Source organism: Paenibacillus naphthalenovorans (assembly GCF_001465255.1).
Classification (GTDB): Bacteria; Bacillota; Bacilli; order Paenibacillales; family NBRC-103111; genus Paenibacillus_G; species Paenibacillus_G naphthalenovorans.
The window spans coordinates 3,928,292-3,954,976 of sequence record NZ_CP013652.1; the positions used below are offsets into that span (position 1 = coordinate 3,928,292).

Sequence of the window (26,685 nt, forward strand, 5' to 3'; positions counted from 1 at the left end):
TCTTTGGTTTATGCAAAAAATCTCAAGCACTCATTCAAGCCTTGGTTTCTTTTTGGTGTTACTTCCTGTAGAATGCAGTATTAATAAGTAGAATAATTCAAGCATTGAGGAGATATTATAATGAAGAAAAATGAGTTTGCTCTGCTCGGCGTCAGTACAGAATTGGCTAAGTCGCTTCAGAAGCACGGGCTTACGGAACCTACCCCTATTCAGCGGGAAGCGATTCCCACAGCACTAACCGGCAAGGACATTATTGCCCAGGCGCAGACGGGTACGGGGAAGACCCTTGCTTTTGTACTTCCGATTCTGGAAACCATTGACCCCGGTCGGCCGCATGTTCAGGCTTTGATCGTCACACCTACCCGGGAGCTGGCCATACAAATTACGGAAGAAGTTAAACGGTGGTCCCCGCTCAAAGGGGTTCGCGTGCTATCGGCTTACGGCGGGCAGGACGTCGAAAGGCAGATTCGGAAGCTTGAAGGAAGCATACATATAATTGTAGCAACACCCGGACGCCTGTTGGATCATCTGCGGCGGGGTACGGTTCAACTGCACAAGCTTTCGATACTGGTTCTCGATGAAGCTGATCAAATGCTGCATATGGGATTTTTCCCGGAAGTCGAGGAGATCATCTCAGCCACTCCCTCCCGTCGGCAGACGCTGCTTTTTTCGGCCACCATGCCTCAGCGCATCCGGGAGCTGGCCAAAGCGTATATGCGCCAGCCAGTGGAAATCGAAGTGAAAGCCAAGCGCATCACGTTAGATGAAATCGAACAAGTGGTGATCCAAACGACGGACCGCGGCAAATTTGAAGCGTTATGTAAACTCATAGAGGAAGAAAACCCTTATTTGGCGATGATTTTCTGCCGGACGAAGCTGCGGGCAAGCAAGCTGAACCATGAACTCCTTGAACGCGGCTATGCATCCGACGAACTGCATGGGGATCTTACTCAGGCCAAACGGGAGCAAGTCATGAAACGGTTTCGCGAAGCCAAGATCCAGTTATTGGTAGCTACCGATGTGGCTGCAAGAGGGCTGGATGTCGAGGGCATCACCCATTTGTTCAATTACGACATTCCGCATGAAGCGGAAAGCTACATCCACCGAATCGGTCGAACGGGCCGGGCAGGTCAAAGAGGAAAAGCGATTACGTTCGCCGCCCCTAGAGATACCACTTATCTTGAACTGATCGAAAAAGGCATTAAGAGCAGGCTGCCGAAACAATCGGGCAAAGCGCGGGACAATGAGCCCGGCGAGTTCGGCACTCCCACTCACGGGCGCAGCACGTCTGCTGCCGAAGGCCGCGGACGCAGCACAGCGGCGGGCGAACGCTCTGCCCGGAAACGTGGTCGCGGTTCAGCTTCCGAGCGCTCGACGCAAGGACGCGAACGAAGCCCTGCGCCGGGTGACCGTCGCCAGTCCCGCGGCCGTACAGCTGCAACGGGCGAACGGTCGGCCCAAGGGCGCGGGCGCGGACGCGGCGAGCGCGGTCAGGCACAGCAGCCGAAACCGCGAAACGGCGGCAGACGGCGGGGACGCTAAAAAAACGGCTGACGGCTTGGAACTTTACCTTGCATCCTGGAACATGTAGAATATGAAGTAGGCATGTTAGTATTAATTACTTTCACCTGAAGGAGGGTTTCCATGTACGAGTTGAAGGATAAGGAACTTATTTTTGTTTTTACCGGCCCTAACGGTGCCGGAAGAAGAACCGTAGCCCAAATGTCCGGCAGCACGCTGGGGATGAAGCAAGTTCTCTCGTACACGACCCGCCCTCCGCGTTCTTCTGAGGTTGACGGACAAGATTATCATTTTGTGTCGCGTGAGCAGTTCGCGGCGGCCGAGGCCAACAATGAGTTCATTGAGGTTGTGGAAATTGACGGCAACCGATATGGGATCAAAGAAAAGGATGTCGCCCAAATGCTGCAAAAACACGGGGCCATTTACCTTATTCTGAACCGGTACGGTGCGGAAATGTTAAAGAAAATTTATGGAGACCGCGTTATCCGTATTTTTATCTACGCCGACAGGGATACCGTCATGCGCAGAGAGCAGGAACGCGGGGATTCGCCGGAGCTGATCAACCGGTACATGTCGCATTATGATGAAGAAATGGCATATAAAGACTCCTGTGAGCATGCGTTCGAGAACCTGGACCTGGCGCACACCGTTTTCGATTTGACGAAGACGCTTGACGACAATTACCTTCACCGTAATTTGCTTGATCTTGACTAAGAACACCGGAAAGAAACGGAATAACAACAAAAGGACCGATTTGTCCCCGAGGGCTGACGGTCCTTTTTGCTAGTCCAAACGAGAATAGACAGGAGGAAGCGTTCATGAACATTATATCCATCGAACCTACACCCAGTCCGAACACGATGAAAATTAACGTAACAGAAAAGCTCCCCGACGGGGTGCGCCAGACGTTTACCCGGGATAAAGCGGCAGAAGCCCAGGCTCCGAAGCTGCGGCAGCTGCTTGCCATAGAAGGAGTGAAGTCATTATACCGGGCAGCGGATTTTATCGCTTTGGACCGGACTCCCAAAGGGGATTGGCCGAGCATATTGGCTGAGGCACGGGCGATCTTGGGCGAGGCCGATTCCGGTATATCCCCCGTAAGCGCACCGTCGGGCGCAAACCAGCCTGGCGAACGTATCCCTGCTAATGATGCGGAGGAGGCCGCTTTCGGCGAAGTGAAGGTGCGGCTGCAGCACTTTCGCGGCATCCCGCTTCAAGTGAGGGTGACCAACGGCCTGGAAGAACGACGCGATGCTCTTCCGCAGCGTTTCAGTGACGCTGCCATTCGTGCCGCGGCGGCCTCGCCCAACCTGATTAAGGAACGGTCGCTCGACGACTGGGATACCCGCTACGGCGAGCTACAGGAGGTATTGAATGATGTCGTTCAGGAACTGGATGCCGCTTACAGCGACGAGCAGCTGGAACAGTTAATCGCTCAAGCGCAGGAAGGACCGGCCCAAGGTGAAGCACGAGAGCTGGCCAAAACCGGCCGGAAAACACTGAGCTATGAAGAAACGGAGCGGCAGTTGAATGCACCCGATTGGAAACAGCGTTACGCTGCCTTGCAGCAGATCAAACCTTCCGACTCCACGCTTCCGCTGCTGCTGAAGGCGCTGGAGGATGAGCAAGCCAATGTCCGACGCTTGGCCGCGGTCTATCTGGGCGATCTGAAAGATCCAAAGGTACTTCCTTATCTGTATCGCGCTTTACGCGACGTCTCCTCATCCGTACGCCGAACAGCAGGCGATACCCTGTCCGACTTGGGAGACCCCGCTGCTCAAGAAGCGATGATTGAGGCACTGCAGGATCCCAACAAGCTGGTCCGTTGGCGCGCCGCCCGCTTCCTGTACGAGGTTGGCGACGAACAAGCCCTTCCAGCGCTGCGCGAGGCCCAGGATGATCCGGAGTTTGAAGTCCGGATGCAGGTACGCATGGCGCTAGAGCGCATCGAAGGCGGCCAGGCGGCGGAAGGGTCCGTATGGCAGCAAATGGCTCGCCGAAATCATTCATAACTACGGGGGATCATGCCGGAACGTCTCTTTCTTTCCTGATGCAAGCATGATAAGGCGTTCCGGCGAAAGCTAGCCCCCGTCTCCCAACTCTGCCTGCAGCCGTTCAACGACTCGCGAGGCGGGTCATCCGATTTTGCGGAAGGCGCCGATCCTCTACGCTGTGGTGGGCGGCGCCAGTCCGCCGGATTGTAGCTGATACATACGATAATAACGACCCTCCAGCTGCATTAACTGCTCATGCGTGCCGCGCTCGACGATTTCACCGCGTTGCAGTACCAGAATTTGATCCGCATCGCGAATCGTAGAGAGCCGGTGCGCGATAATAAAGGTGGTCCGACCCGCGCTGACGATTCTCAGCGCCTCCTGGATCAAGCCTTCCGTTTCGCTGTCGATGTTTGCCGTCGCTTCATCCAGGATAAGAATCGCCGGATCGAATGCCAATGCCCGTGCAAAAGAAATCAACTGCCGCTGCCCGGAAGACAACGTGCTCCCCCGCTCCACTACCGGCTCGTCGTACCCTCCTGGCAGCTGCTCTACAAAACCCGACGCGCCGACGTCGGCCAGCGCCTTGCGTACCTGTTCAGGGCCAATGGCCTCATTATACAAACTTACATTAAATTTGATATCACCCTCGAACAGGAAAGGGTCCTGCAGCACAATCCCCATATGCTTGCGCAGTGCCTGCTTGGACATGGATCGGATGTTGATGCCGTCGATACGAATTTCCCCCGAGGTTGGCTCGTAAAAGCCGAGCAGCAAATTCATGATCGAACTTTTGCCGGAGCCGGTATGTCCGACCAATGCTACGGTCTCCCCTTTTTTCGCTTCAAAGGAGATTCCCCGCAGGACGGGCTCTGCCTCCTGATAAGCAAAAGAAACACGGTCAAACGCCACATGCCCTTGCGGTCTGGGAACCTTCTCTGTCTCCTCCACCTCCGTCCCTTCCATATCCATCAATGCGAATACCTTTTCTGCCGACACGACGGCTCTCTGCGCATTCAGCAGCTGATCGAAAATTCCGATAATCGGCTGGAAGAAACGGCCCGTATAGTCAATAAAGGCATAAAACACACCGAAGGAAATCGAAGAGTGAAGCGACTGCCCGCCGAAATACCAAAGCACCCCTGCGGTAAATAACGCGCCGACAAGCCCGGTGAAGTTCCGTGAGGACAGGGAAAATACGCGGTTTTGCCTGATGTTGCTGCGATACCGGTCTTCATTGAGCGCATCGAATTCATCAAGGCGCCTTGCTTCCTGCCGAAAGGCCTGCAGAATCGGCATAACGGCGATCGATTCACTGATCATCGCATTCATGTCACTGAGTCTGGCCCTCATAATGGAGATGTACTTTTTGGAATATTTTAGATGAACCAGCATCACGATTGTAAATAACGGAATAAACAAAAGCGTAACCAGGGCCAACCTTATATCAAGTAAAAATAAAGCAATATAAATCCCGATAATGTTGATCATGCTGACCACAAACGTAGCCATAAAGCTCATAAACAAATCGCGGATCGCTTCCGTATCGTTAGCTATCCGGGATACGACCTGACCGATGGGCGTGTTGTCGAAATAGCGGATCGGAATCCGTTGAATATGCCGCATCAGATCCATTCGCATCCGTTGAATAATCCGTAGTGCAGTGGCTTGCAAAGTGTACCCCTGGATGTAATGCAGCACGCTTCCCAGGGCAAGAAGGCAGACAAACAACAGCAGCCAGCGAATCACCGGCACGATGTCATGCTGATAAAAGCTGCCGGCCTCCGCAGCAGTGAGCTTGCGCGCGGGAAACCGCTCGGATTCGCCGCCGGCCCCGGTCCATCTGACCTGCGCTCCCGCCGGACCGTCGCCATCCGTCTCCAGCGTCCAGGTTCCTTCGCCGCCCGGCACGTTACGAACCAGATATAGCCCGCGCTCAAGCTGTAGAATTATTGCTTCCCTCCACATCCCGTGTTCCAGATGTTCACTTTTCACCCAGTCTTCGCGAACATAGATGCGGCCGTCCAACTCGACCTGCGCCATCGTGCTCCCGAGCGGAGCTTCCGAAACCTTCTCATACCAAGGAAGCTGGATGCTGCCAATATGACGGTCGATGATGGTTTTCGCTATAAAAGGTCCGGCAAGCTCCGCGCCTACTGCGCAGCAAAGTACGAGCAGAGCCGCGGCAATGCGGTATTTGAACAGCATCGCATAACCGAACAGCCTGCGAAACACGGGTGTTTGTTCCCTCTCATCCATATAAGCCCGCGCACTTCCTTCCTGTTCGCCTGTCAGACGCTAATTTGATGAATCGAGCAGCTTGGCCTCCAGCTGCTGCCGTTCAAATTGATTCCTGTACCATCCGCCCTGTTTCATCAACTGTTCATGCGTTCCTTCTTCGGCAATGCGTCCGTCCTCCAGCACAATGATCCGATCCGCATGCATGACCGTAGAAAGGCGATGCGCAGCAATCCATGTCGTTTTTCCGGTACGCTCCCTCCGAATCGCTTGAAGAATGGCGCTTTCCGTCCGAGCATCCACAGCCGACAACGCATCGTCCAAGATCAGGATATCCGGATCGGCAAGAAGGGCCCTTGCGATGCTAACACGCTGCTTCTGGCCTCCGGATAGCATAACCCCGTTTTCTCCCACGATGGTCTGAAGCCCGTGCGGCAGCAGCTCCGCATCCTTCGTGAATGAAGCCAGTTCAATCACCCGACGAATATCCCCCTCAGAAGCATAGGGGCGTCCCAGAGCAATATTATCCCTGACGGATTTGGAAAGCAGAAGATGCTCCTGCGGCACATAGCCGATCCATTCGCGCACGCGCTCCATGGCCAGTTCCTCCAAGGGGATCCCGGAAATCCGAATACTGCCCGGAGGCGCCGGGTAAAAGCGGAGCAGCTGCTTTAAAAGCGTGCTTTTGCCGCTGCCGGTCCGACCGACAATACCCAGCGTCTGCCCGCGGTCCACCCTTAAAGATACAGCGGTGAGGCTGTCATACGCAGCGCCGGGATAACGAAACGTAAGCCGGCAAAACTCAATCGACTCCGGACTCTCCAGCGGCTTGGGATGAACCGGATTCCGAACATCCGGCTGCTGTTCAAAGGTCCGGCTCAACCGGTCAACCGATGCGGTACCGCGCTGCAGAACATTAATGAATTCGCCAAACGCAATCATCGGCCAGATGAGCATCCCCAGGTATATATTGAAGGACACCAGCTGTCCCAAGGTAATTTCATTATGGAACACCAAATAAGCCCCATACCCGATGCCAATGACATAGCTCATGCCGACAATCAGCGTGACGGTCGGATGGAACATCGCGTGAATTACCGCAACACGCATATTTTTCTCCATCACGTCGCTGGTGATCCGGTCAAACGCACGCAAATCATACTGCTCCTGCACATAGGAACGTATGACGCGCATGCCTGAGATCGATTCGAGCGCCTGGTCGTTCATGCGTCCGAAAGCGGTCTGCGCGCTGGCAAAGCGCCTGCGCGTCTGCCTGCCAAGGATACTGATGACAAGCGTCAGCAGCGGCAGCGGAATGAGCGCCGCCAGCATGAGCTTCCAACTGATGAACGAAACCATGGTTACAATCACTACGGTCGTGCCGGCAATCGTGTTGACCAGTGTCATGACACCGTACCCCGCCGTCTGACCGATTGCCGGGATATCATTGGTGGCCAGCGCCATCAGTTCGCCCGTGCTGTTTCTATGGAAAAAGGAGGGCGACATCCGCGTTAAATGCTGAATCAACCGGGTGCGCAGCCGTTTCTCAAGGAGTATCGAATTGCCGAACAGGGTTGTAATCCACAAGTAAATCATGAGATAAATTAGCAAAGCCAGGCCGACCAGCAGGAGCACGCCTTGCCGCAGCTCCGCACCCGTCAGGGTCCCCGTCCGAATTTGGTCGATAATACCGCCAATCATGCGGGGCGGAATCATGTTCAGCACATTTACCGCAGTCATGATCATGATAGCCAGAGCATACCTGCTCCAGCGTTCGCGGAAAAACCAAGAAAGTCTGCTGACAAAGGACAATGCGCTCACCTCCCGCAAAATGAAATCCGGTCGCTGTTCATCATGAAGCATACTTCTTTACCATACCATATTTTGGTTAAACGACAATGGAAAATTTTCATGATAACGGGATTCTGCGGGCATACTAAGGTGCGAAACGAACACAAGGGAGGATTTTGGCAAACATGGCAGAAGACAAGAGGATGAATCCGGTATCTAGCGAGGAAGTCGAAACCGACGGGATTTACGAAAATGAATGGGGACGCGAAGAGACGCTTAAACGCGGGGACGAATTTCCGTATGATCCGGCCATGGGGCAAACGGAATGGGAACTGGTGAGCCTGCCGCTCGAAAGCCAGGAGGAAGAAGTGTACAAGGATACGACGTATAAAAGAAAACCGCGCTTGCACATTGATCGGCAAGATAAATAGCACGAAAACAAGAGCGCCCATTCCTTTTGCAGGAGCAGGCGCTCTTGGCGGTTTCAACTACTTATTTTCTCCCGTAATCGGCTTTGATCTCGCCCCACGCCTTCGTGTTCCACTTTACGATTTTATTCGGGTAGCTGTTGTGCTTCAGCCACGCTTCCGCACGATCGACCAGCGTCCAGATTTCCTTGGTGGATGCGTCCCGCACCAATGTAGAGGCGACGGCTTTCTTCCGCACCCAGCTGATGGCGGTCATCGAATCGCTGTAGATGGTCATGGCGCTTCCTTGTTTCTTGAGGTAAGCCAGTCCGTGCACGATCGCAAGGAATTCCCCCATGTTATTCGTCCCCTTAGAGATCGGCGGATGCTGGAACAGCACTTCGCCTGTCCGCGTATAAACGCCTTTGTATTCGACAATACCGGGATTGCCGCTGCAGCCAACGTCCACGGAAAGGCTGTCCAGTTCGATCTCGGTCGGCAGCTCTCCCGCCGCCGCTTGTCCATCGGCGCTCTTGGCCGCCCCGTTCGCTTGAGCCCGGGCTGCGGCGCCAAACGCTTTTTTCCATCCGGCCTCAAACGCCTTTTTTGCATCCGACTCGCTTTCATAAGCTTTAAACTTTGCCTGCGGATATCCGTTCGTTTGTGCCTGGCATTCGGCCCACGTCTTGTATATGCCGGGCCGGCGCCCTTCCCAAACCACATAAAACTTCGATTTCGCCACGCTGCTGCGCCTCCTTTCTCCCGTCCAAACTCATCCCATCATTACCTTCTCACTGCGGCTGCTCCTGCCGCCGCTTGAAAAATTCGATAAAATAAGCTCCGTATTTGAAAAATTTCGCTTCCCCGACACCCTTGATCTTCAGCATCGCCGCCGGGTTGGTAGGCTTCACCCCGCACATTTCGCGCAGCGTGCTGTCCGGGAACACAATATAAGGCGGAATCCCTTCCCGCTTTGCAATCTCCATACGCAGCTGCCGCAATTCGTCGAACAGCTCCGTCTCCACGTCCTTGACCGCCGGCGCCGCAGATTTTTTCCTCACCCGCTGCACAACCCGGTCCGCCCCCGCAAGTACGCCAGACGCTTTCGCCGTCAGCTTCAGCACCGGATACTTGCCCTCGGTCAGCTGCAGGTAGCCTTCTGCGATCAGCAGCTGGATCAGATCAATGATATCCTTCTCCGTCCGGCTTTTCATCAAGCCATACGTGCTCAGGCTATCGAATCCAAGCTCCAGCACCTTCTTGTTCCTCGATCCCTTCAGCACCGACGCGACCAGCGTCATGCCGAACCGTTCACGCATGCGCCGCACACAGGAAAAAATTTGCTGCGCCTCCAGCGTAATATCGGTCAGCTCCAGATCCGGGCTGACGCAGTTGCTGCATTGCCCGCAATCCTCCGCCGTGTCGCCGCCGAAATAGCGAACGATGTACCGCTGCAAACATTGCGGGGTATGGCAGTAGTCCGCCATCTGCTGAAGTTTGCGATATTCCTGGGACTGCCGCTCGGGATCGCCGACAGATTGCTCGATCAAAAACTTCTGGATATGAATATCCTGAGGGCTGAACAGCAGCAGACAATCGCTCGGCTCGCCGTCACGGCCCGCCCGACCGGCTTCCTGATAATAAGCCTCCATGTTTTTCGGCATGTTGAAGTGGATGACGTAGCGCACATTCGATTTGTCTATACCCATACCGAATGCGTTGCTGGCCACCATCACACGCACCTCGTCGTAAAGGAACTGCTCCTGGGCTTCCGCCCGCTCCTTGTCCGTCATACCGGCATGATATCTGCCTGCCGCCACGCCCTGACGGCGCAAAAATTCACACAGCTGGTCAACCTCCTTGCGCGTAGCTGCGTAGACAATGCCCGCTTCCTCGGCGTGTTCGCGGATATATCTCATCAGCACATCCCGCTTGTTCTCGCCCTTTACGACAGAAAACGACAAGTTTTCCCGCGCAAACCCGGTGACGAACACTTGCGGCTCCCGCAGCTTCAAGTGCCGGACGATATCCTCGCGAACCTGGTCGGTCGCCGTCGCCGTGAAAGCCCCAAGCAGCGGCCTCTCGGGCAAGTGCGCCACAAGCTGGTTAATCCGCATGTAGCTCGGCCGGAAATCGTGTCCCCACTGCGATACGCAGTGCGCTTCATCGACAGCCACCATCGGCACCACCAAGTTCGACAGCAGCTCAAGAAACCGTTCCGACTCCAGACGCTCCGGCGCTACGTAGAGCAGCTTGTATTCCCCCCGCTCGGCTTTACGTATGCGAAGCTCCACCTGCGCATAAGAAAGCGAGCTGTTGATGTACGCCGCCGGTACGCCAATGCTATCCAGACCGTCCACCTGATCCTTCATCAAAGAGATCAGCGGCGATATAACGATCGTCGTTCCGCTCATGAGCATCGCCGGTATCTGATAGCAGATCGATTTTCCTCCACCTGTCGGCATGATGCCCAGCGTATCGTTTCCATTCAGGATGCTGGCAATCACTTTTTTCTGACCCTCGCGAAAATCGGGATACCCATAGTACTTGCGCAGCAGTTCCCGCGCTTCCTCCATAGTGGCGGAAAACACAGGCTCCTTTCTGTCATTCATCCCCAGCATAAGTAGTTATGCCTCCTTTTGCCAGCCGACCCGCCTGGACACGATCGGCTTCCCGTCCCACAGTATTTCCGTAGCTGCCTTTCGCGCCTTCATCTCCGGCTCCTCCAACAGCAGAAAAAAGTTTTTGGTCGGCAGTTCTCCCAGTCCGTGCTTGGCCGACAGCTTGTCCAAAAACGGGCGCATATCCTCCAAATCCCCTGACATATTGCTGCCGCCGCTTTGTGCAAAAGCATACAACGCGCTGGCCACCGGCACCCTTTTGACCCGATAATGCTCCGCCGTCCGCAAATAAAAATCCCAATCCCAATAATGATACATCTCCGGATCGAATAAACCCAAACGGTCCTGCAGCGTTTTCCGATAGAGACAGCCGGACGAAAAGAAGGTCGAAAACCGGCGCATCCCGGCGGCATCATACTCATAGGCGAATACTAACCGGTTCGTCGGCCAGCGCACACCCGCTTCGTCCACCACGTAATCGAAAATTTCAACATCGGAATAAACCAAGTCGCTGTCTTCAAGCTCCTGGAGCATCCGTTCCACATGGCCCGGCAGCAGCAGGTCGTCGTCGTCGCACAGCATAATATACTCGCCGCGTACGAATTCGAGCCCTTTGTTGCGCGCATGCACATGCTTTTGATTGCTTTCCAAATGGACAACCGTAATATCCAGCTCCGGATACAGGTCTTTTACAAAATCAACGGATTCTCCGCAGTCATTGACAATAATAATCTGCAGCTGCCGGTATGTCTGCCGCCACAGCGACTCCATCAGCTCGCACAAAAAGTCCGGCCGGTTATAGGTCGGTATAATCACGGATATCAGCGGCTGCCGATCCATTTCCTGCTCGCCTCGCTCTCTCATTTCTTCCTACAGACACTATACCGAAAATTGAAGTCAAGGGAAACTCCAATATCAAAACATTGTTAAATATGCTTGTCGAAATGTTAAGTATACATTACAATATGTGATGTGAAATTAACAATGATATGAGGGATGACTCGAAAGGAAGAATGCTATGCTGCGAACCAGAGTCAAAGAGCTGCGGGCACGTTTCGATTGGTCCCAGGAGGATCTGGGGCGCAAGGTCGGGGCAACCCGTCAAACGATCGGTATGATCGAAAAGGGAGATTACGCCCCGTCTGTCGTGCTGGCGCTGAAAATTGCCGCCGCCTTTGGAATGCCCGTGGAAGAAGTGTTTTATTTGGAGGATAACGTGGTTAACGAACAGAAAGGGAGGGATCATCAATGAATGACACCGATGCTTTATTGGCGGGAGCTGCGCAAATGGCACAGAAAGTAATGAGTAAACCGCATTAGAAAGGATGATTAACTAAGGATGGATATGATGCAAAACGATTGGGGAGCGGCGTGGCAATATGTCGTCGTGTTTCTGATGGCCGCCGCACCATGGCTTGATGTATTTGTAGTCGTGCCGCTTGGGGTCGCCTGGGGCTTGAATCCGTTCGGAGTATCGATTGTCGCATTTGTCGGCAACTGGATCCCGCTTTTGCTGCTGGCCTTGTTTTTCCGTGAGTTTACGGCATGGAGAGCGCGCGTCAAAGCCCGTAAAGCATTAAAGCGGCAAATGGCCGCAGAAGCTTCGGGCGGCGGAAGCACTGCAATTGAAGAAGGCTCGGGCGAAGCCGCCTCGTCAGATCTGGCCGGCAGTCCGAAAAAGTACCGCCGCGCCAGACAAATATGGGAAAAATACGGGGTTCCCGGCCTCGCCTTGCTGGCCCCGGCTCTTGTCGGCACCGACATCGCCACCTTACTGGCGCTTTCTTTTGGCTCCTCGCGCCGCTGGGTGATGTCATGGATGACGGTCAGTCTGCTGGTGTGGACGGTACTCATGGCTGTCGGTTCCGTTTATGGTCTCGGCTTTATCGGTTGGTTTGATCAGTCTCGCGTATCTTAGGCTATATAATAGATTACTCCTGCCCTATGTTTATACGTCATACCTGTGTTACAATATAGAAATGCACCGCCTATTCTGAGTTGATCAAGGAGGTATTTGAAATGCCGCCACAAGAAAAGCAGCTCGAAGGCATGGTTACGACGGAAACGGCAGTGATGATGCAGGAAATACCCGCTTCAGACCGGAAGGGACTCTCCCCGACAAAGCGATCCCGCCGCAAAACGGCTGCTCCAGAAACGGAAGCGCCCAAGGCGGGCGAGACCAAGCCCGCCTTGGAGGTGAAAGAATCCGTCGCTAAGCTGCGCAAGCGCGCCAAATCGGCTGTTGCTAACGACGGCGAAGCGGAGCAAGAGCCAGGAATCGCCTCACCAGTCGTTATTACGGAGGACATTCCCGCTGCAAAACCGGCGGAATCGCCAATGGGGACCCGCAGCGCATTGCTTCAGGTGCTGGAAGGCACACTGAAGAAAAAGGAACGTAATGAAACCCACGAACAGTACCGCGTCTATATCCGCAAGGATCTGAAAAAACGATTGGACGCGCTCGCGGAGCATCAGAACAAGGGCTTCAAAACACTGCTTCTTAACTACGGTCTGGAAAAAACATTGGATGAACTGGAACTGGCCTTAAAGAACGATGAAGAATAATCTGCCTCATATGAAATAGCGGACTCGCCTCTGAGTCCGCTATTTCACGTTTAATCTTATTTAAATCGGCAGCAGCCGAACCGTCTCACGCTGCTTCAGCCGCTGCACCATCTCGTACCAGGCATCCGGCTTTTGAGGCAGGACGGCATAATATTTCTCCAGAAAACTGGATACCAGAGATGCCGGTACAGCCTCTATCTTTTCATCCGCGATCGGCATAAAACAAAGGTCGAGTCCGTGAACGGCTTCACCGTCATTGTGCCAGGAAGGGTGTATGTAGTCAAAATCCAGCTTCCGGTAACCGAGATGGGCAAGCACTTCGCGGCGCACGAACGGATTCATGGCTTTGACTCCTCCGAATTCCAGCCGGTCGGACAAATAAGGATTGTAAATTTCGGCGAACATCCCCAGAAGGGTTCCTCCGGATTCCGAAACCACTGCACGCAAATCCTCCATACGGCGGTTGGCCAAGAAAGGCCCGACGCCAAGCCCTTCCTTGCCGATGATGGTGAAATCCGTCATGGCCACTTGAAGATCCTTGTAATAGCGGTACTCCGTAGCGCCCACAACCTCTCCATCCTGAATGGCGACAAATACCCGGATACCGGGGTCGCGGAGCGGTTCTGCCCAAAGCTCATATTCGAGAACCTCTTCCGGCGGAAACACATTTTGCATCAGTTGATGCATTTGGCGGAAATAAGGATCTTCAATATCGGTTATTCGATAATATTGCATAGTGTCTACCTCCTGTTAGGAACGATCGCTTGCATAAGCGAGTTTTTTTTAATTATAGCAAACCGGGCCGCTTCTCACCAATGGACATGAACGCTTTACGGCTTTTCCTTCATGAGCTTATTATCCATGCGCTTCGGAAAACGGCCAATGCCTCTTATCCCCAATCTCTCTTGACCCTGATCTTTGTTTCCGCTACGCTGATACCTGATGGATTCTGCAGAAGGGGTGTTGGCAGTTGTACAAAAAACAGCCTGAAAACCATAACGTTTCTAACAGGAACAGGGAGGATCATGAACGGCCGATCATTCCCTTGCCTAAAGAAACTTTGGAGGACCGGGATGTGATTGCCGTCGCGCAAGCGGAAATACAGCGGAGAGTGGATGATGCTTACGAGGAATTCGTCCGCAGCGGAGGTCTTGAGCGTTTGCCGGGAATAGGCAAGCCGCTTGAGGTCCCTACGGGAGATATTCTGTCGTCGATCTTGCGGCAAGCTAACGTTCAGCCTCCTTGGCTTGTGCTGCTCAAGGAAATTCGCGCTAATATGGAAGCCGCAATGGAGCTGATGAAGAAAAGCCCCGGCGATCCTGAGATTGATGCTCTGCTTGCTGACACGAACAAACAGATTGCAGAACTGAACCATCAAGCTCCCAGCTTGACCCTGCACCGTAAGAAGGTCACTCGCGCCAACCTTAGGGAACAGTATGAATGCTGGTACAGTCCATAAAAAGAATAAGCCCCGCCTCCGCGGCAGCTTGCCTGGAAAGCGGGAGCCTTAAGTAGATGGAACGGATTGCTTAGAAGCTTTCCCGGATAACCAAACTATCGAGCGGCAGTCGCTCTGTAGGACGCGCCGGGCTGGCGGCTTTACCGATCGGAATCATCATCACGGGCACATAACGCTCCGGAATGTTAAACTCCTGAATCAGAGCCGCCTGGTTGTACCCACCCATGGGTACACTGTCATAACCTTTGGCTTTGGCGGCCAGCATCAGCTGCATGGCAGCCAGTGAAGCGTTGCGGATCGCTTCATCCCGTGCGACAACCGGATTATTGGCATAAGCCCCTTCAATTTGCTTCACCATCATCTCACGAATGTCCTGAGAAGCCTTCTCATATACGACAGGAGCAGCCAGATTAGCCTGGAGATCCCCAAGCACTATGACGACAACAGAAGCGTCCGAAACTTGCTGCTGCCCGAAGGCGATCGGAAGCAATCGGTCTTTATTCGCTTGCTCGCTAATCACAAGAAAACGCCAATGCTGCAAGTTCCAAGAGGACGGAGCGCTCGCTGCCGCCTGAAAAATTTCATTCAGCTCAGCCTCCGGAATGACGAAGCCTCTTTCATATTTACGAACGGAATGACGGGAAAACATCACTTGCAGCGCATCCTGTTTTTGTTCCAGTTGACTCATGATTCTCCACTCCTGCTATTTTTTTATATTGTATATATTACAGCGGCTTACTTACTTTTGTAAAGCATATGCATTGAAGCCCTGCCCGTCCGAGTTTATTTTTTCCGCTCAAGATGCGGAGCATTCGGTTCTGAAATAAATGTTAAAAAAATGCCTCGAAACGGCCGCCTCGGAATTTCAAATTCGATGCCCTTTTGCCCGGTTATTCAATGAAGTTGATAATGAAGAATTTGTGAACGCTAAAAAAGCGCTTACAATTCAAGTTCTTTTGCAGTATAGTAGAGGTATCATGAACGAAGGGAATGATTCGCATGCTGATGCGTTCAACCGAGTTTTATGAAAGTTTGCCTTTGAAATGCTGCGATACTTGCGGAGAGACGCTGGAAGAAATGGCCGACTGTTACAGCTGTATATGCCCTTCATGCAAGGGTGTTACATTCTACCCGCTTAGCCCCGTCACAGGAACGACAAATGAATAATCCACACGCATTAAACATAATTTAACGCCCCTGAAACAGGGGCGTTGTTTGTGTTATGTGCCGGCTTGCGCCTCCCTGACAGCAAGCGTCTGCCGAGTTTCTCTGTTCAGCTGATCTGCGGGCTGGAGCTTCATGATCGCATCCCATGCCTGTTCCGCCGGCCGGTTGCTTCGAAACTGCCTGGCCTTGGCTCTCATGGCCGATAAAGCTGCGCGGTTTTCCACCAGCTCCAGAAGCTGATCCCGGAGCTTCCGTTCCTTTGAAGCGATAACGGCGATCCCCGCCTTCTCCAGAACGGACGCATTGTCCTCCTCTTGTCCGGGAATGGGCTTGTACAACAGCATCGGCAATCCCGCGGTAGCCGCTTCCGATGTCGTTAAGCCCCCGGGCTTGGTTACCAGCAAGTCGGCCGCTGCCATCCACTCATGAATATTATCGACAAAACCGGTAATCCGGATGTTCGGCGTCGGATTCTTGTCCAGCTCCTTTTCCAGCCGAAAACGGGCCGCATCATTACTGCCGCAGATAAGGGTAAGCTGTACGTGCCGCCGCAAAACGGACGAACGAATCAATGCTCTGGTCTCCTCACTAAGCAAGCCGCAGCCGCCGCCCATAACCATGACCAGCGGAAGCTCCGGGTTTAACCCTAATCTCCGCTTCAAAGCCTCCCGGTCTGATTCTGAAGCCTCGGAAAAACACGAACGCACCGGAATGCCGGTCACACACAAGCTGGTTGCCGGGATGCCCCGCTGCCGCAAGGCTGCGGATACCGACTCTGAACCGACCAAATACAGGTCCGTGTGCGGATTCAGCCACAGGCTGTGATCGGTATGGTCCGTGATCACCGTAACCAGCGGCGTCCGTAGTCCGGTTCTCGACTTCAACAGCGATACGGCCGCTGCAGCCAAGGGAAAAGTACATATAATGACATCCGGCTGCTTTTCGTTCACCAATGCGGCCAGCCGCTGCAGCCCCATCCCCAGAAGGCATCGAAAAGGCAGCGACAGGCTTTGGCTCGCTCTCGTTTTCTTATATAAATATCCGTATACGCCCGGCGCCTTCTCCACTCCTTTGAGAAAGCCGTATCTTACAAACGGATGAAGGTTGGGATGAATCCGCCGCAAAAAATCGACCGTTTCCGCCTCCACCCAAGGTACAGTTCCCGCACTGCATGCTTCCGCCAAAGCGCGTGCGGCTTGACGATGGCCGTCCCCCAGATCTCCCGAAAGCACCAAAGCCCGGGCTCCCGTATTCCATTTGTTATTTACCGCCATGGTAAAGCCCCCCATATGAGGATTGGTTTTTTTCTCTGTCTATTTAGATCTAATAATAAACAAAAGTGATTGGAAATCCCTTATGTTGAGCTTAAAACTTTCTTAAAAATGGCAAGCGGCGGCCGCCCTCTATGGGGCTATAGCTTTAACCGCGTTTTGCATATCGTCATTTATTCGAGTCAGGTCAGGAAACGGGGCCTGTTCATCGCTTAGCCGGTACTTTTCCTTCAAGCGGAGAATACGGGCGACGCTTTGGTCAATCTGTTCCATTGTCAGTATACCATCACGAACCGCCTGCTGTACGGCATCATATACATGCTTGGCCTCGTCAAAACCGTGGCCTACGAGCAGCACGTCGCTTCCTGCGTCAACAGACCGTACGGCCGCCTGGCCGATATTGTATTGTTTAATAATCGCGCCCATCGTAAGATCATCGGTGATCACTACTCCTGTGAATCCGAGCTCCTTGCGCAGCAAATCCGTAACCACTGGCCTGGACAAGGAAGCCGGTGCCTCTTTGTCCAGCTTTGGCAGTAACATATGCCCTACCATGACTGCCTCGGCACCGCTGTGAACCGCCTCGGCAAAAGGCTTCAGCTCGAGCGCTCTCAGCCGGTCCATGTCATGATTCACCACCGGCAAGCCGATATGTGAATCTACCGTTGTATCCCCGTGGCCCGGAAAATGCTTTACAACCGGGATCACCTGACTTTTCTGCAAGCCCTTCATCACCTGAATCCCTATCGCAGCGACACGTTCGGGCCTGGAGTCATAAGACCTGTCCCCGATCACCGGGTTGTTCGGGTTGCTGTTTACGTCGAGCACCGGTGCGAAATTCATATTCATTCCGAGCGCGGTTAACCCCTTACCGAGCGTTTGTCCAATGTTTTGTGCCAGCTCCGGGTTGTCTGCTTTCCCGATCTTTTCCGCCGCGGGCACTTTCACAAGCTCCGGCGGCATCCTGGTTACACGACCGCCCTCCTCATCTACACTGAGCCAGAGCGGCGGTGCACCCGTTGCCGCATTGGCTGCTTTTAACGAATTGGTCAGCTCTATCAGTTGCCTGCTGTCCTTTATATTGTCCTTATAAAAAATAAATCCGCCCACATGGTACGTACCGATCATCGCTTTGGCTGTCTCGCTTATCTCGGAGCCGTCCAGTCCGACAATCATCATCTGTCCGATCTTCTCATCCTGCGTCATCCGTTCAATTCGTTCTTGAACCGGATCCTTGGTCGGCCGCTCTGTCTCACGCTCCTTCTCGGCAGACGGCTCGCTCTGCTGGTTGGAGGATATACAGCCTGTTATCGTCAAGAGCAGCATGACGCACCATACCGCAAGGACGAACACCCTGAAGCGGTTAGTTCCTGAATAGCGCACAGTCCTTCATCGCCTCTCTTTGCCCAGATGAACCCCATAACGTTATCATTACCCGAAAATAGAGGGAGGTAAACCATGTTCGGGATGTTCCATGGGTTTGCTATTTATTGACAGTCTGCGAAACCGCGGCGCGAGAACCGACGTCCCAGGCAACAAAAAAGGCCGCATCCTTCTGGGTGCGCTCCTTTTTTCATTGCCCGCACAACCTCTTCGCAACCGGAAAGAATCAGACGGCATAAATCCCTGTTCGGCAACCGATACGTGCGATAATGCATTCCGTATCGTCTATTGACGACACCATCGATATCTCCTCCGTGAAATCCCGGAAGGACGCCGCTTGCTGCAAATAGAAAAAATTCGGGTATGTCGCCTCATCCAGCAAGTAGGCCGACACTGTGCTTCCCGGCTTCCGATACCGATTCAATCTGGAGATGATTCCCTCCGCATTCATAATACCGATTCCGTGGCCAAAATAGAGGTCGCCGTTTAGCTTAACGGCGTTCTCCCCCTGCCAATGGATCATTTCCGGATCCACATCAGGGTTTTTGAAATACACGATATCCCCCGGAAATGCCAGCCGTTTTCCATACACCGTAATCAGCCGGAGATCACTGTCATGATGCCAAGAGTACAAATATAAATTGGCAAACAGCCGATCGAAAGCAGCGGTACCGATCGTTTCAAGCACTGCTTTATATAAAACGATGATTACCGCCGTTGCGCACTCAAAACCGTACAAATGACCGTTTACATAAATATCCCTTATCGCATCAGCAGGCCTCACAAACGGTCTTTGCTGAAATGCTCCGTTCTCGGTACGAATCCAATACGCTTCATTGCAAAATGATTTTTTGAACGATCTGAAAACGGCACCGCTCCTCTGCATAGCGACGGAAGAATCAACGATGGCCTCTCTCAGCTTAAGCTCGAAGCGCAGCGATTTCATGGATTCGTAATGGAACGGCGTCCCGCTCCTAATCTTTTGCTCCGCGATCTCCCGCTCCAGTGGAGTCATTCCATACAAGTCGACGGGGACGCTCCCCCCTGCTATGATAATCACGCCCGTTCCCCCTTTGGCCCTGTCTCGCGATTAGATCGCTCGATCCATTATATGCCTTGGAGGCCCTATGGCAGACCGACGAATCAGTCCATCTCGTATATCGAACCGGATTTGCTGGCGAACAGCTCGGCATACACCTTCTCGGCGTAAGCATCCGTCATCCCGGAGATGTAGTCGGCCACAAAACGCGGCCAAGACCATTGAGCCTTATGCTGCTCGTAACTGGCCACCCAATCGGCCGGGATGATGAGCCGACCGTGATCGGGTACCTTAAAGCTGTCCCACAGGCGCCGGATCATGATCTCGCTGCGCTTCTGCAGCCGCTGTACGCGAAAATCCTTAATCAATGTAACCCAGGCCAGCTTCTTCAAGATCTCCATCGTCCGCAGCAGCTCCAGATCCTGCTGTCCGTCCCGTACGAACGTGACCCGCTTCCAGCCCTTCTTAGGATCATCAATAATGCCGACGCGGCCCGCAAACGTGCTGACCCAGCGGGCTTTTATCTCTCTGCGGGTTCTGGAAGCTTCCTTACCGCATTCCGCATAAATCGTTTCCCACTGCTCCAGATAAGTATCCAGCACACGTCTGACCATCGCACCGATATCCACCTGCTCCCAACCGACCTCCAGATTGCCTTGGTCGTTGACGATCTCCTGAATGAGATGCTCCACAAGTCTGTCATCCTCAAAGAAGGTCCGATTCATCTGGATCTTCCCTGCACGAATGCCATCCTCAATGTCATGGGTGGAATACGCAATATCGTCGGACAAGTCCATAAGCTGGGCCTCTAAAGTCGAGCAGCCCTCGGGCATTTTCCACCGGTCCCGAAGTTCGGCGATTCTCCCGTCCCATTCCATCGAATATACGCCCTTATGCCGACCGGGGTCTTCCAAACGAAAAGGATATTTATTAATGGCCAGCAGTACGGCGGCGGTTAAATCGAGTCCGCTGTCGCTGCCCGCCCGCTTTTCAAGAAACATGAGGATACGGAAATTTTGCGCATTTCCTTCATATTCCAGACCGTATTCTTCATTGAGCAGCTGATTCAGCACTTCTTCGCCCTTGTGGCCGAACGGCGGATGCCCCAGATCATGCGCAAGCGAGGCGCATTCCACTACCGCCGGGTCCAGCATCAGCCCCGGATGTTCTTTACGGGCCAGAAAAGGGTACTGCTTGCCCATTCGGCGAGCTGTCTCACGGGCAATTTGCGATACTTCCAGAGAATGCGTGAGCCGCGTCCGATAGTAATCGCCCGAGCCCGCTCCGAACACCTGCGATTTGCCCTGCAATCGGCGAAAGGCCGGAGATTGTATTAACCTGGCATAATCCCGTTCATACTCGTCCCGTTCCTCGCTGAAAGTGCCGTGCGCCGGTTCGTCCAATCGAAGCTTTCGCAGATCCATATCCCTTCCTCCTCCTGATGTAATTTACTATGATCCGTTTCAACATCAGAAATGTGTCATCTTCAGGAAATTGTAGCATATTTGTTTTTCCAAAGAAAAGGTACAGGTGATCGCATAAAACACTCATCTCCGAGGTTCCCGGCCTCATAAGCGGCCGCAAAGAAACGCCGCTCATTGAGCGGCGTCGACTTCCTCTTCACTTGCAATATTCACATGGTCAAAGCCGTCAGGCTGTTCATCGCTGCGGGTAAACCCATTGGAATCCAAGTACTTGGCAAGATACTGCCCGCCGAACATTTCGTCATACTGCAGCTCGCGGTACTTCTCTACATCGCTTGCTACGGAAGACGGAGGCGAATTGTACAAAACTTGACCGGAATCGACCACCAAGCCGCGCAGCAGCCCCGGCACCTTCCGGGAAAGCTCGAAATTGTAAGCCCAGGCCGCCGGCTTCTCCATCTGCAGCCGGTCAAGGACATAAGCGTTCAAGAACGAATTGCTCAGAATCGGCACATGCTCCTTAGGCAGGTCCATATTGGACCACATCACAAACGGCACACTGTGAATCCGTTTCTGTTCTTCAAGCGACCACTGGTCGGACCTTCCCGTAGACACAAATCCGCTTTGAACATACACATCATAATCATAACCCAGCATCGGCAGATGGTCCCCGTAGAAGACGATGACCGTCGGCTCATCCGACTTCTCGAAATGATCGATCAGCATCTTCAGGCTGTGGTCCGCATTGTACACTCCCTGCGCGTACGTTTGAAGCGTGTTTCGCGCTTCTTCGGTCAGATTCCCTTCAACTTTAATGTCGGTCTCTCCGTAACGGTTATCATTGTAGGGCCCGTGATTCTCCATCGTTACGGCGTATATAAACGTCGGATTGTCGTTTGCTTCCACCTCGTCGATTATACTGCGCGACACTTCATCGTCGGAGATGAAGGCACCCCGATATTCCGGATTGTCAAAATCTTCTTTGCTTTTGAAATCATCGAAGCCCATATACTGATACACTTCTTCCCTATTCCAAAACCAGCCATCATAGGAATGAATCGCCACGCTCCGGTAGCCCTGGTTTTTAAAATAGCTGGCCAGGCTCGGAATCGGTTTTCTGATATACTGCTGGTATGGTATGGACCCCGCAGGCAGGTTGCTCATCGATTGCCCGGTCAACACCTCAAACTCCACGTTGCTGGTGCCTCCTCCGAATTGGGGAGACAAGAGGTACCCCGACGTCGTTTTCTTCTGCAGACGGTGAACCGTCGGGAGGGGGTCTTTATTGAATTTAACTCCCGGAAGCAGCGTCGGATCCCAAAACGCTTCATTCATAATGAAGATCACGTTCGGCTTTTTGTCATTCGATACGGAGGCCTTCGACGCGCCGACCAACTCATTTAAGCCTTCCGCCATATTGGCAATGGAGAGCTCGCTGTAGCCGGACGGTTTGGGAACGATCGAATTTTTCACATTCATGGTAAAAGCCAACGAAATCCCGTTTTCCCCGTAATTCTGCTGCTGGTTCCAAACGATTTCATTAACGCCCGCCTGAGCCATGACCTTCTCCGCCCAAGGCGCCCTCACACCGAAGGAATACAGCGCGAGAACAGCCATCAGGCCCAGTGTCATGCGAACCCACAGCTTCATCGGCCATCGCGGCAGCCAGATCCTGAGCAGGAAAATACCGGCCGAAATCCCGAAGACGAGGACCAAGCGAACCAATGCCTCTTTACTGGTGACCAGGGGAATAATATTCATGCTCTCTTTTTTCAGGAAAATGTCCCACGGAAAAAATGGTTCCCCGATCAGCTTCTGCTTAAAAAAACTGATGAGTGACATCAGCATCAGCAGCAGGGTGCTGAATCCCATGGCAAAAAAGAGCGATCCGATCAAACAATAGATTAGTAAAAACACGAAAAAGGCAAGCAAAGCATTCACAGCAAAAAGCTTCGGATTGGCGGTGAGCCAATCCCAGGTTTCCTGCACATTACCCCTCTGTATCAGTTCCATCCCAAACACAAGCAGAAATGGAACAATAAGCAATGACACTAGGATCACTTTGTTTTGGATCGCGCGGGCTTGCGCTAATCGTGATGACTTTGGCTGTCCTCTGGATGCCAAGGGACGCATCGTTTCTCACTCTCCTATCAGCCCGCTTCTTTATACAGCGGAAATCAATATTAAGATATTGTAAAGAACAAACATTAAATTAACATGAAAAAAACATGAAAGTCTTAAAATAGCGCTTTAGTCGCAGAAAAAACCTTAAAAACGACAAAAAAAGACTTAGGAGATCGCCAACATTTCTCCTTACTCCGAGTTACGGGCGAAACCTTCCGGATTCTTCTTCGTAGTACCCACCAAACCAAGGGAGGGATCCGGTATGTTCAAAAATTTGCTGAGAAAAATGGTTTATTCGTTTCGCAAGCCTAAACACGGCGGCTACCGCTATGGGAACAGCTCGGACAAATACCGTCATTCGCGCAAGTATTCCTCTTCGCCGTCCCGATCCGGCTACGGTCATTCCCCATACGGGCATAAATACTACAAAAATAAAAACCGCTCCAGTTCATAACGTCCGGAGCGCTTGCTTCAAGTCCCGTATAAGCGATGACGCATCTTCATACGGCGGTTCGATTTGCAGCAGCCGCCGTACTATTTTTCTGGTATGTGACGTAAGGGAGAGCTCCTCCTGCCAGTCTTTCTCTAACTGGCCGGGCCGCTCTTCATAAGACGAATACAGCATAAAAAGCAGGAAATGGCCGACGGCGTACAAGTCGCTCTTTACCTCCGGCGTTCTCCGTATTCCCGATTGTTCATTCATGTCCGTGTCCGATCCGTCCACATCCCCAATGCGTCTCGCCAAACCAAAATCGATCAAAACGGGCTCGCCGTTTCTGATCATCACATTCGGTATCCGGATATCCAGATGAACATAGCCTTGAGCATGGACAAACCGGACAATACTCATCAAACGAACGATACACTCCAGACTTTCCCTTTCGGAAAATCCGCGATTTTGTTCAAAGAGAAGGTCCTCCACCGTATGACCCTCCACCCAATCGACAGCCATACATAAGTGCTTGTTGTGCCAAAACGACCCGCGGCACCCCGGAATGTTCGGATGACGGAGCCGTTCCAGTATGGCCATCTCCCGTTCGAGCAGATGCCTGCTCCGCTTTCCTTTACTAGGCTTGGCCTGCTTTACGACAACCTTGTCGCCCCTGACCGTATCCTGACACAAATAAGTCAAGCCATAGCTTCCTTCTCCGAGAAATTCAATGATTTCGTACCTGTCCGCCAACAGCAGGCCTTCCTTCCACGGATAATCGATCCAAGCCTGGTATACCTGCTTGATGTAGCCCAGTCCCAGCATGGTGCGCTCCTTTCACGATTCCGGATGGGAATGTTCGGAATTCACGTCTTCTTCAGCCGCGGCTTTGCAGACGTAACAGTTGGAGCTAATTATAGCAGAATCTTCGAAGATTGGCTTGGAGGGGGTCTTTCACCGCTCTATACATCCGGCTGGCCGTCCATGTACAATGGATGGGAGATATCATGGAAACAAGGAGGAGCCATGGCCTCTAGAGAGATGCTGTACATAGGTTTGTTTCTTATAGGTTGGGCGTTTCTCGCGGCGGTCTTCGCTTTTGCCGATCTTGAGATTTCCCGGTCGCTTGCCGATCCGCGATCAGGCTGGGCTTATTTTTTCGAGGCGTTCGGCGAACACCCGGCACTGCTCATTCTATTTGCAGGGACGAATTTTTTATGCCGTACAGCGCGAACGTATTCTCCCGCGGTCCGGTTCGCAGTAACCGCCATCAGCGGGGCGGCCGCCATCCTGACAGGCTGTGTAATCGCTTATTTAACGGCTCATCGGTGGATGAACATAGAGCTTACCTTTCTCTCATCCTTGATGATCCTGCTCATTGCCGGCCTGGCGATGGCCGCCGTTCAACTGCTGCTCCATCGCATCCCGCAGCAAAAGCTGCTGGAGCATCGGAAAGCCGTCTGGATCACCCTTGCGCTCATCATCGGCGAGCTGCTGCTTGTCCATACGCTTAAGCTGTCTTGGGGAAGAATCCGGTTCCGGGATTTACTGCCCGATTATTCGAACTTCATGGCATGGTATGCTCCGCAAGGCGCCGAGGGACACCGGTCGTTTCCATCGGGGCATGCGGCTAATGGATGGGTGCCGTTATCCCTCATGTTCTTCGTCCCGCTGCACCGGAAGTTTTGGCGAACCGCGGCTCTGACCGTCGCTCTTGGATGGGGTTTCCTAACCGCCTACAGCCGGATCGTGATCGGGGCTCATTACGCTTCCGACGTTCTCTTTGGAAGCTGCTTAACCCTCAGCTTGTTTTATATTTTGTACCGGCGATCGTTCTCCCCGCTAAAGCACGACAAGCCGGCATGAGGCTCCCTGTGCCCGGACATGCTATGCATCGCATACGGCGATGACAAGTGAACGGCTCCGCTAACCGTTTGCAGCTTTACGCCGCGGCTTGCCGATGACGCCCACCAGGGACGGCAATCTTGTCTTGATATGTCGATGGGATTATAATCGTAACGAGCATGGCCTCCTCGTCAGTAGGATTCGGTGGCCCGTGCTTCAGTGATGGACAACATCTGGAAGAAGATTGCTTGGAGGGGTTTCTGTGTCCTTTGGCGCTCGAGTATTAAAAACGGGTATCGCCGTTACCCTGTCTTTATTTCTTAGCGGTTTATTTGACATTACGCCACCGGTGATTGCTGCGGTAGCGGCTATTTTTGCCATGCAGCCCTCCATCTACCGGTCATGGCGTCATTTATTGGAGCAGCTTCAAACCAATACGCTCGGGGCGGCGCTCGCCCTGCTGGCAGGCATGTTCTTCTCCAGCGAACCGATTGCCATCGGACTTGTCTGCATTGCGGTCATCATGATTTGCTTAAAAATGAAAATGGAAGAAAGCATCGGGCTGACCCTGGTTACCGTCGTTGCGGTCATGGAGGCTTCGGGACATTGGGACTTCGCGCTCAACCGGTTCCTGCTCATTTTAATTGGGATCGGCTCGGCGTCTCTGATCAATATCATCTTTTTCCCTCCCAAGCCCAGAGAGCAGTTCCTGAATCAAATGCAATCCGTATTTTCGAAAATGTCGCTTCTTTTAAGAACCGCGATCTCCGATGAAATCAAGGAGAATGTGTTCCGCGATGAGAAACAAGAGCTGGAAAAAGCCATGAAATCGCTGTCGGACAAGTACCAGCTTTTTGAGGAAGAACTGAAGAAGCTGCGGCGCGCAAAATACAGCCAAACACGCAATCTGGTCATTTACAAGCAGATGCTGTATACTCTGCATAAAGGGATGGAAGTTTTGGATGCGGTGGAAGAGCACTATTTCCCCGCTGCCCGGACGCCGGAGACCGATCAAGCCTTCGACCAGCACCTGGAACGTTTGATTAAATATCATGAGCACGTACTGCTGAAATTCGACGATAAATTGAAGCCCGAGAGTCTTGACGGCTCCCGGTTCGAAGAGGAAAACGACCGGTTCATGAACACGCTGTTGGAACGCGGCTCGGAGTATCGGGAAGGCAAGCTCCGATTGTCCGTTGTAGCGGGAGCCATGTACGATTACGGTTATCAGACGGGCAGGCTGGATAAGCTGCTGGAACAGTATAACCGGAGCAGCGACGATAAAGAACCGCTGGAGACGCTGACCTCCTGGATCAAGAAGTAGCTCTTTAGGCTTTTTGCTTCAGCGTTTACAATAAGACACGCCGGTCCGGCTTTCTTTCCATTTTTCGCATATAAAATGACTT

The 26,685-nt window shown here is 52.9% G+C and carries 25 protein-coding genes; 12 read left to right on the plus strand and 13 right to left on the minus strand.

The features are described 5' to 3' along the window. Positions 1-120 precede the first annotated feature (120 nt). The 3 genes from IJ22_RS19265 (at position 121) to IJ22_RS19275 (ending at position 3,533) form a co-directional block, all read left to right on the plus strand. Complete coding sequence (locus IJ22_RS19265; protein WP_062409974.1) at positions 121-1,542, plus strand: DEAD/DEAH box helicase; 1,422 nt, start codon at positions 121-123, stop codon at positions 1,540-1,542. Positions 1,543-1,644: 102 nt separating this feature from the next. Next, on the plus strand, positions 1,645-2,235 hold the full coding sequence (locus IJ22_RS19270; protein ID WP_062409975.1) for a guanylate kinase: 591 nt from the start codon (positions 1,645-1,647) through the stop codon (positions 2,233-2,235). Positions 2,236-2,339: 104 nt separating this feature from the next. Further along, positions 2,340-3,533, plus strand: coding sequence for a conserved virulence factor C family protein (locus IJ22_RS19275; protein ID WP_062409976.1), 1,194 nt, complete (start codon positions 2,340-2,342; stop codon positions 3,531-3,533). A 153-nt stretch (positions 3,534-3,686) separates the two neighbouring features. Here IJ22_RS19275 and IJ22_RS19280 read toward each other — a convergent pair whose 3' ends face one another. Both IJ22_RS19280 and IJ22_RS19285 read right to left on the minus strand, forming a co-directional pair. Next, positions 3,687-5,774 carry an ABC transporter ATP-binding protein gene (locus IJ22_RS19280; protein WP_062409977.1) on the minus strand — a complete coding sequence of 696 codons (2,088 nt, stop codon included), beginning with the start codon at positions 5,772-5,774 and terminating at the stop codon, positions 3,687-3,689. Positions 5,775-5,813: 39 nt separating this feature from the next. Beyond that, positions 5,814-7,616 carry an ABC transporter ATP-binding protein gene (locus IJ22_RS19285; protein ID WP_062409978.1) on the minus strand — a complete coding sequence of 601 codons (1,803 nt, stop codon included), beginning with the start codon at positions 7,614-7,616 and terminating at the stop codon, positions 5,814-5,816. 113 nt (positions 7,617-7,729) lie between these two features. Between IJ22_RS19285 and IJ22_RS19290 the strand changes: the two genes are divergently transcribed. Next, the gene (locus IJ22_RS19290) at positions 7,730-7,975 is read left to right on the plus strand and encodes a hypothetical protein (protein WP_054820332.1); all 246 of its coding nucleotides are present in this window, start codon (positions 7,730-7,732) and stop codon (positions 7,973-7,975) included. Between the two features lie 61 nt (positions 7,976-8,036). Here IJ22_RS19290 and rnhA read toward each other — a convergent pair whose 3' ends face one another. The 3 genes from rnhA to IJ22_RS19305 are packed head-to-tail and all read right to left on the minus strand — an operon-like array spanning position 8,037 to position 11,436. Next, entirely contained in the window at positions 8,037-8,693 is a 657-nt protein-coding gene (gene rnhA, locus IJ22_RS19295; protein ID WP_062409979.1) for a ribonuclease H, read from the minus strand. A 49-nt stretch (positions 8,694-8,742) separates the two neighbouring features. After that, the gene (gene recQ / locus IJ22_RS19300; protein WP_235594173.1) at positions 8,743-10,572 is read right to left on the minus strand and encodes a DNA helicase RecQ; all 1,830 of its coding nucleotides are present in this window, start codon (positions 10,570-10,572) and stop codon (positions 8,743-8,745) included. Positions 10,573-10,578: 6 nt separating this feature from the next. Continuing rightward, positions 10,579-11,436: a glycosyltransferase family 2 protein gene (locus tag IJ22_RS19305; RefSeq protein ID WP_062409980.1), complete on the minus strand. Its 858-nt coding sequence runs from the start codon at positions 11,434-11,436 to the stop codon at positions 10,579-10,581. 154 nt (positions 11,437-11,590) lie between these two features. Here IJ22_RS19305 and IJ22_RS19310 point away from each other — a divergent pair, with 154 nt between their 5' ends. From IJ22_RS19310 to IJ22_RS19320, 3 genes are all read left to right on the plus strand, one after another. Further along, positions 11,591-11,824 (plus strand): helix-turn-helix transcriptional regulator, encoded by a 234-nt coding sequence (locus tag IJ22_RS19310; RefSeq protein WP_054820347.1) that lies wholly within the window; start codon positions 11,591-11,593, stop codon positions 11,822-11,824. Between the two features lie 87 nt (positions 11,825-11,911). Next, a complete protein-coding gene (locus tag IJ22_RS19315; protein ID WP_062409981.1) occupies positions 11,912-12,490 on the plus strand; it encodes a small multi-drug export protein in 579 nt (192 codons plus the stop codon). A 101-nt stretch (positions 12,491-12,591) separates the two neighbouring features. Further along, complete coding sequence (locus IJ22_RS19320; protein ID WP_062409982.1) at positions 12,592-13,137, plus strand: hypothetical protein; 546 nt, start codon at positions 12,592-12,594, stop codon at positions 13,135-13,137. 60 nt (positions 13,138-13,197) lie between these two features. Here the strand turns inward: IJ22_RS19320 and IJ22_RS19325 are convergent, their stop codons facing one another. Next, entirely contained in the window at positions 13,198-13,872 is a 675-nt protein-coding gene (locus tag IJ22_RS19325) for a hypothetical protein (RefSeq protein ID WP_062409983.1), read from the minus strand. Positions 13,873-14,107: 235 nt separating this feature from the next. Here IJ22_RS19325 and IJ22_RS19330 point away from each other — a divergent pair, with 235 nt between their 5' ends. Beyond that, complete coding sequence (locus IJ22_RS19330) at positions 14,108-14,596, plus strand: DnaJ family domain-containing protein (RefSeq protein WP_062409984.1); 489 nt, start codon at positions 14,108-14,110, stop codon at positions 14,594-14,596. A 70-nt stretch (positions 14,597-14,666) separates the two neighbouring features. Here the strand turns inward: IJ22_RS19330 and IJ22_RS19335 are convergent, their stop codons facing one another. Continuing rightward, on the minus strand, positions 14,667-15,284 hold the full coding sequence (locus IJ22_RS19335) for a nitroreductase family protein (protein WP_062409985.1): 618 nt from the start codon (positions 15,282-15,284) through the stop codon (positions 14,667-14,669). Positions 15,285-15,601: 317 nt separating this feature from the next. On the opposite strand from IJ22_RS19335, the gene yhfH reads away from it, so the two are divergent. Beyond that, on the plus strand, positions 15,602-15,763 hold the full coding sequence (yhfH, locus tag IJ22_RS25840) for a protein YhfH (protein ID WP_235594366.1): 162 nt from the start codon (positions 15,602-15,604) through the stop codon (positions 15,761-15,763). 53 nt (positions 15,764-15,816) lie between these two features. Here the strand turns inward: yhfH and IJ22_RS19345 are convergent, their stop codons facing one another. The 5 genes from IJ22_RS19345 to IJ22_RS19365 all read right to left on the minus strand — a co-directional run bounded on the left by IJ22_RS19345 (position 15,817) and on the right by IJ22_RS19365 (position 22,869). Further along, positions 15,817-17,037, minus strand: coding sequence for an MGDG synthase family glycosyltransferase (locus IJ22_RS19345; protein WP_062409987.1), 1,221 nt, complete (start codon positions 17,035-17,037; stop codon positions 15,817-15,819). 129 nt (positions 17,038-17,166) lie between these two features. Continuing rightward, entirely contained in the window at positions 17,167-18,417 is a 1,251-nt protein-coding gene (nagZ, locus tag IJ22_RS19350; RefSeq protein ID WP_235594174.1) for a beta-N-acetylhexosaminidase, read from the minus strand. A gap of 226 nt (positions 18,418-18,643) precedes the next feature. Continuing rightward, positions 18,644-19,477, minus strand: coding sequence for a protein-glutamine gamma-glutamyltransferase (locus IJ22_RS19355; RefSeq protein ID WP_062409988.1), 834 nt, complete (start codon positions 19,475-19,477; stop codon positions 18,644-18,646). Between the two features lie 83 nt (positions 19,478-19,560). Continuing rightward, positions 19,561-20,880, minus strand: coding sequence for a deoxyguanosinetriphosphate triphosphohydrolase family protein (locus IJ22_RS19360; protein WP_062409989.1), 1,320 nt, complete (start codon positions 20,878-20,880; stop codon positions 19,561-19,563). A gap of 171 nt (positions 20,881-21,051) precedes the next feature. After that, a complete protein-coding gene (locus IJ22_RS19365; protein WP_235594175.1) occupies positions 21,052-22,869 on the minus strand; it encodes an LTA synthase family protein in 1,818 nt (605 codons plus the stop codon). A 397-nt stretch (positions 22,870-23,266) separates the two neighbouring features. Here IJ22_RS19365 and IJ22_RS19370 point away from each other — a divergent pair, with 397 nt between their 5' ends. Continuing rightward, positions 23,267-23,458, plus strand: coding sequence for a hypothetical protein (locus IJ22_RS19370; protein ID WP_062409990.1), 192 nt, complete (start codon positions 23,267-23,269; stop codon positions 23,456-23,458). Here IJ22_RS19370 and IJ22_RS19375 read toward each other — a convergent pair. Beyond that, positions 23,453-24,259, minus strand: coding sequence for a serine/threonine protein kinase (locus tag IJ22_RS19375; RefSeq protein WP_062409991.1), 807 nt, complete (start codon positions 24,257-24,259; stop codon positions 23,453-23,455). The genes IJ22_RS19370 and IJ22_RS19375 overlap by 6 nt on opposite strands. 201 nt (positions 24,260-24,460) lie before the next feature. Here IJ22_RS19375 and IJ22_RS19380 point away from each other — a divergent pair, with 201 nt between their 5' ends. Both IJ22_RS19380 and IJ22_RS19385 read left to right on the plus strand, forming a co-directional pair. Then, positions 24,461-25,300 (plus strand): phosphatase PAP2 family protein, encoded by an 840-nt coding sequence (locus tag IJ22_RS19380; RefSeq protein ID WP_160327396.1) that lies wholly within the window; start codon positions 24,461-24,463, stop codon positions 25,298-25,300. Between the two features lie 241 nt (positions 25,301-25,541). Beyond that, positions 25,542-26,603 carry an FUSC family protein gene (locus IJ22_RS19385; RefSeq protein ID WP_054818322.1) on the plus strand — a complete coding sequence of 354 codons (1,062 nt, stop codon included), beginning with the start codon at positions 25,542-25,544 and terminating at the stop codon, positions 26,601-26,603. Positions 26,604-26,685: the final 82 nt, after the last annotated feature.

Coding starts and splice junctions, on each gene's coding strand:
- IJ22_RS19265 (WP_062409974.1), top strand. CDS start 121: ATGAAGAAAAATGAGTTTGCTCTGCTCGGCGTCAGTACAGAATTGGCT.
- IJ22_RS19270 (WP_062409975.1), top strand. CDS start 1,645: ATGTACGAGTTGAAGGATAAGGAACTTATTTTTGTTTTTACCGGCCCT.
- IJ22_RS19275 (WP_062409976.1), top strand. CDS start 2,340: ATGAACATTATATCCATCGAACCTACACCCAGTCCGAACACGATGAAA.
- IJ22_RS19280 (WP_062409977.1), bottom strand. CDS start 5,774: ATGGATGAGAGGGAACAAACACCCGTGTTTCGCAGGCTGTTCGGTTAT.
- IJ22_RS19285 (WP_062409978.1), bottom strand. CDS start 7,616: ATGCTTCATGATGAACAGCGACCGGATTTCATTTTGCGGGAGGTGAGC.
- IJ22_RS19290 (WP_054820332.1), top strand. CDS start 7,730: ATGGCAGAAGACAAGAGGATGAATCCGGTATCTAGCGAGGAAGTCGAA.
- recQ (WP_235594173.1), bottom strand. CDS start 10,572: ATGCTGGGGATGAATGACAGAAAGGAGCCTGTGTTTTCCGCCACTATG.
- IJ22_RS19305 (WP_062409980.1), bottom strand. CDS start 11,436: ATGAGAGAGCGAGGCGAGCAGGAAATGGATCGGCAGCCGCTGATATCC.
- IJ22_RS19310 (WP_054820347.1), top strand. CDS start 11,591: ATGCTGCGAACCAGAGTCAAAGAGCTGCGGGCACGTTTCGATTGGTCC.
- IJ22_RS19315 (WP_062409981.1), top strand. CDS start 11,912: ATGGATATGATGCAAAACGATTGGGGAGCGGCGTGGCAATATGTCGTC.
- IJ22_RS19320 (WP_062409982.1), top strand. CDS start 12,592: ATGCCGCCACAAGAAAAGCAGCTCGAAGGCATGGTTACGACGGAAACG.
- IJ22_RS19325 (WP_062409983.1), bottom strand. CDS start 13,872: ATGCAATATTATCGAATAACCGATATTGAAGATCCTTATTTCCGCCAA.
- IJ22_RS19335 (WP_062409985.1), bottom strand. CDS start 15,284: ATGAGTCAACTGGAACAAAAACAGGATGCGCTGCAAGTGATGTTTTCC.
- yhfH (WP_235594366.1), top strand. CDS start 15,602: ATGCGTTCAACCGAGTTTTATGAAAGTTTGCCTTTGAAATGCTGCGAT.
- IJ22_RS19345 (WP_062409987.1), bottom strand. CDS start 17,037: ATGGCGGTAAATAACAAATGGAATACGGGAGCCCGGGCTTTGGTGCTT.
- IJ22_RS19360 (WP_062409989.1), bottom strand. CDS start 20,880: ATGGATCTGCGAAAGCTTCGATTGGACGAACCGGCGCACGGCACTTTC.
- IJ22_RS19370 (WP_062409990.1), top strand. CDS start 23,267: ATGTTCAAAAATTTGCTGAGAAAAATGGTTTATTCGTTTCGCAAGCCT.
- IJ22_RS19375 (WP_062409991.1), bottom strand. CDS start 24,259: ATGCTGGGACTGGGCTACATCAAGCAGGTATACCAGGCTTGGATCGAT.
- IJ22_RS19380 (WP_160327396.1), top strand. CDS start 24,461: ATGGCCTCTAGAGAGATGCTGTACATAGGTTTGTTTCTTATAGGTTGG.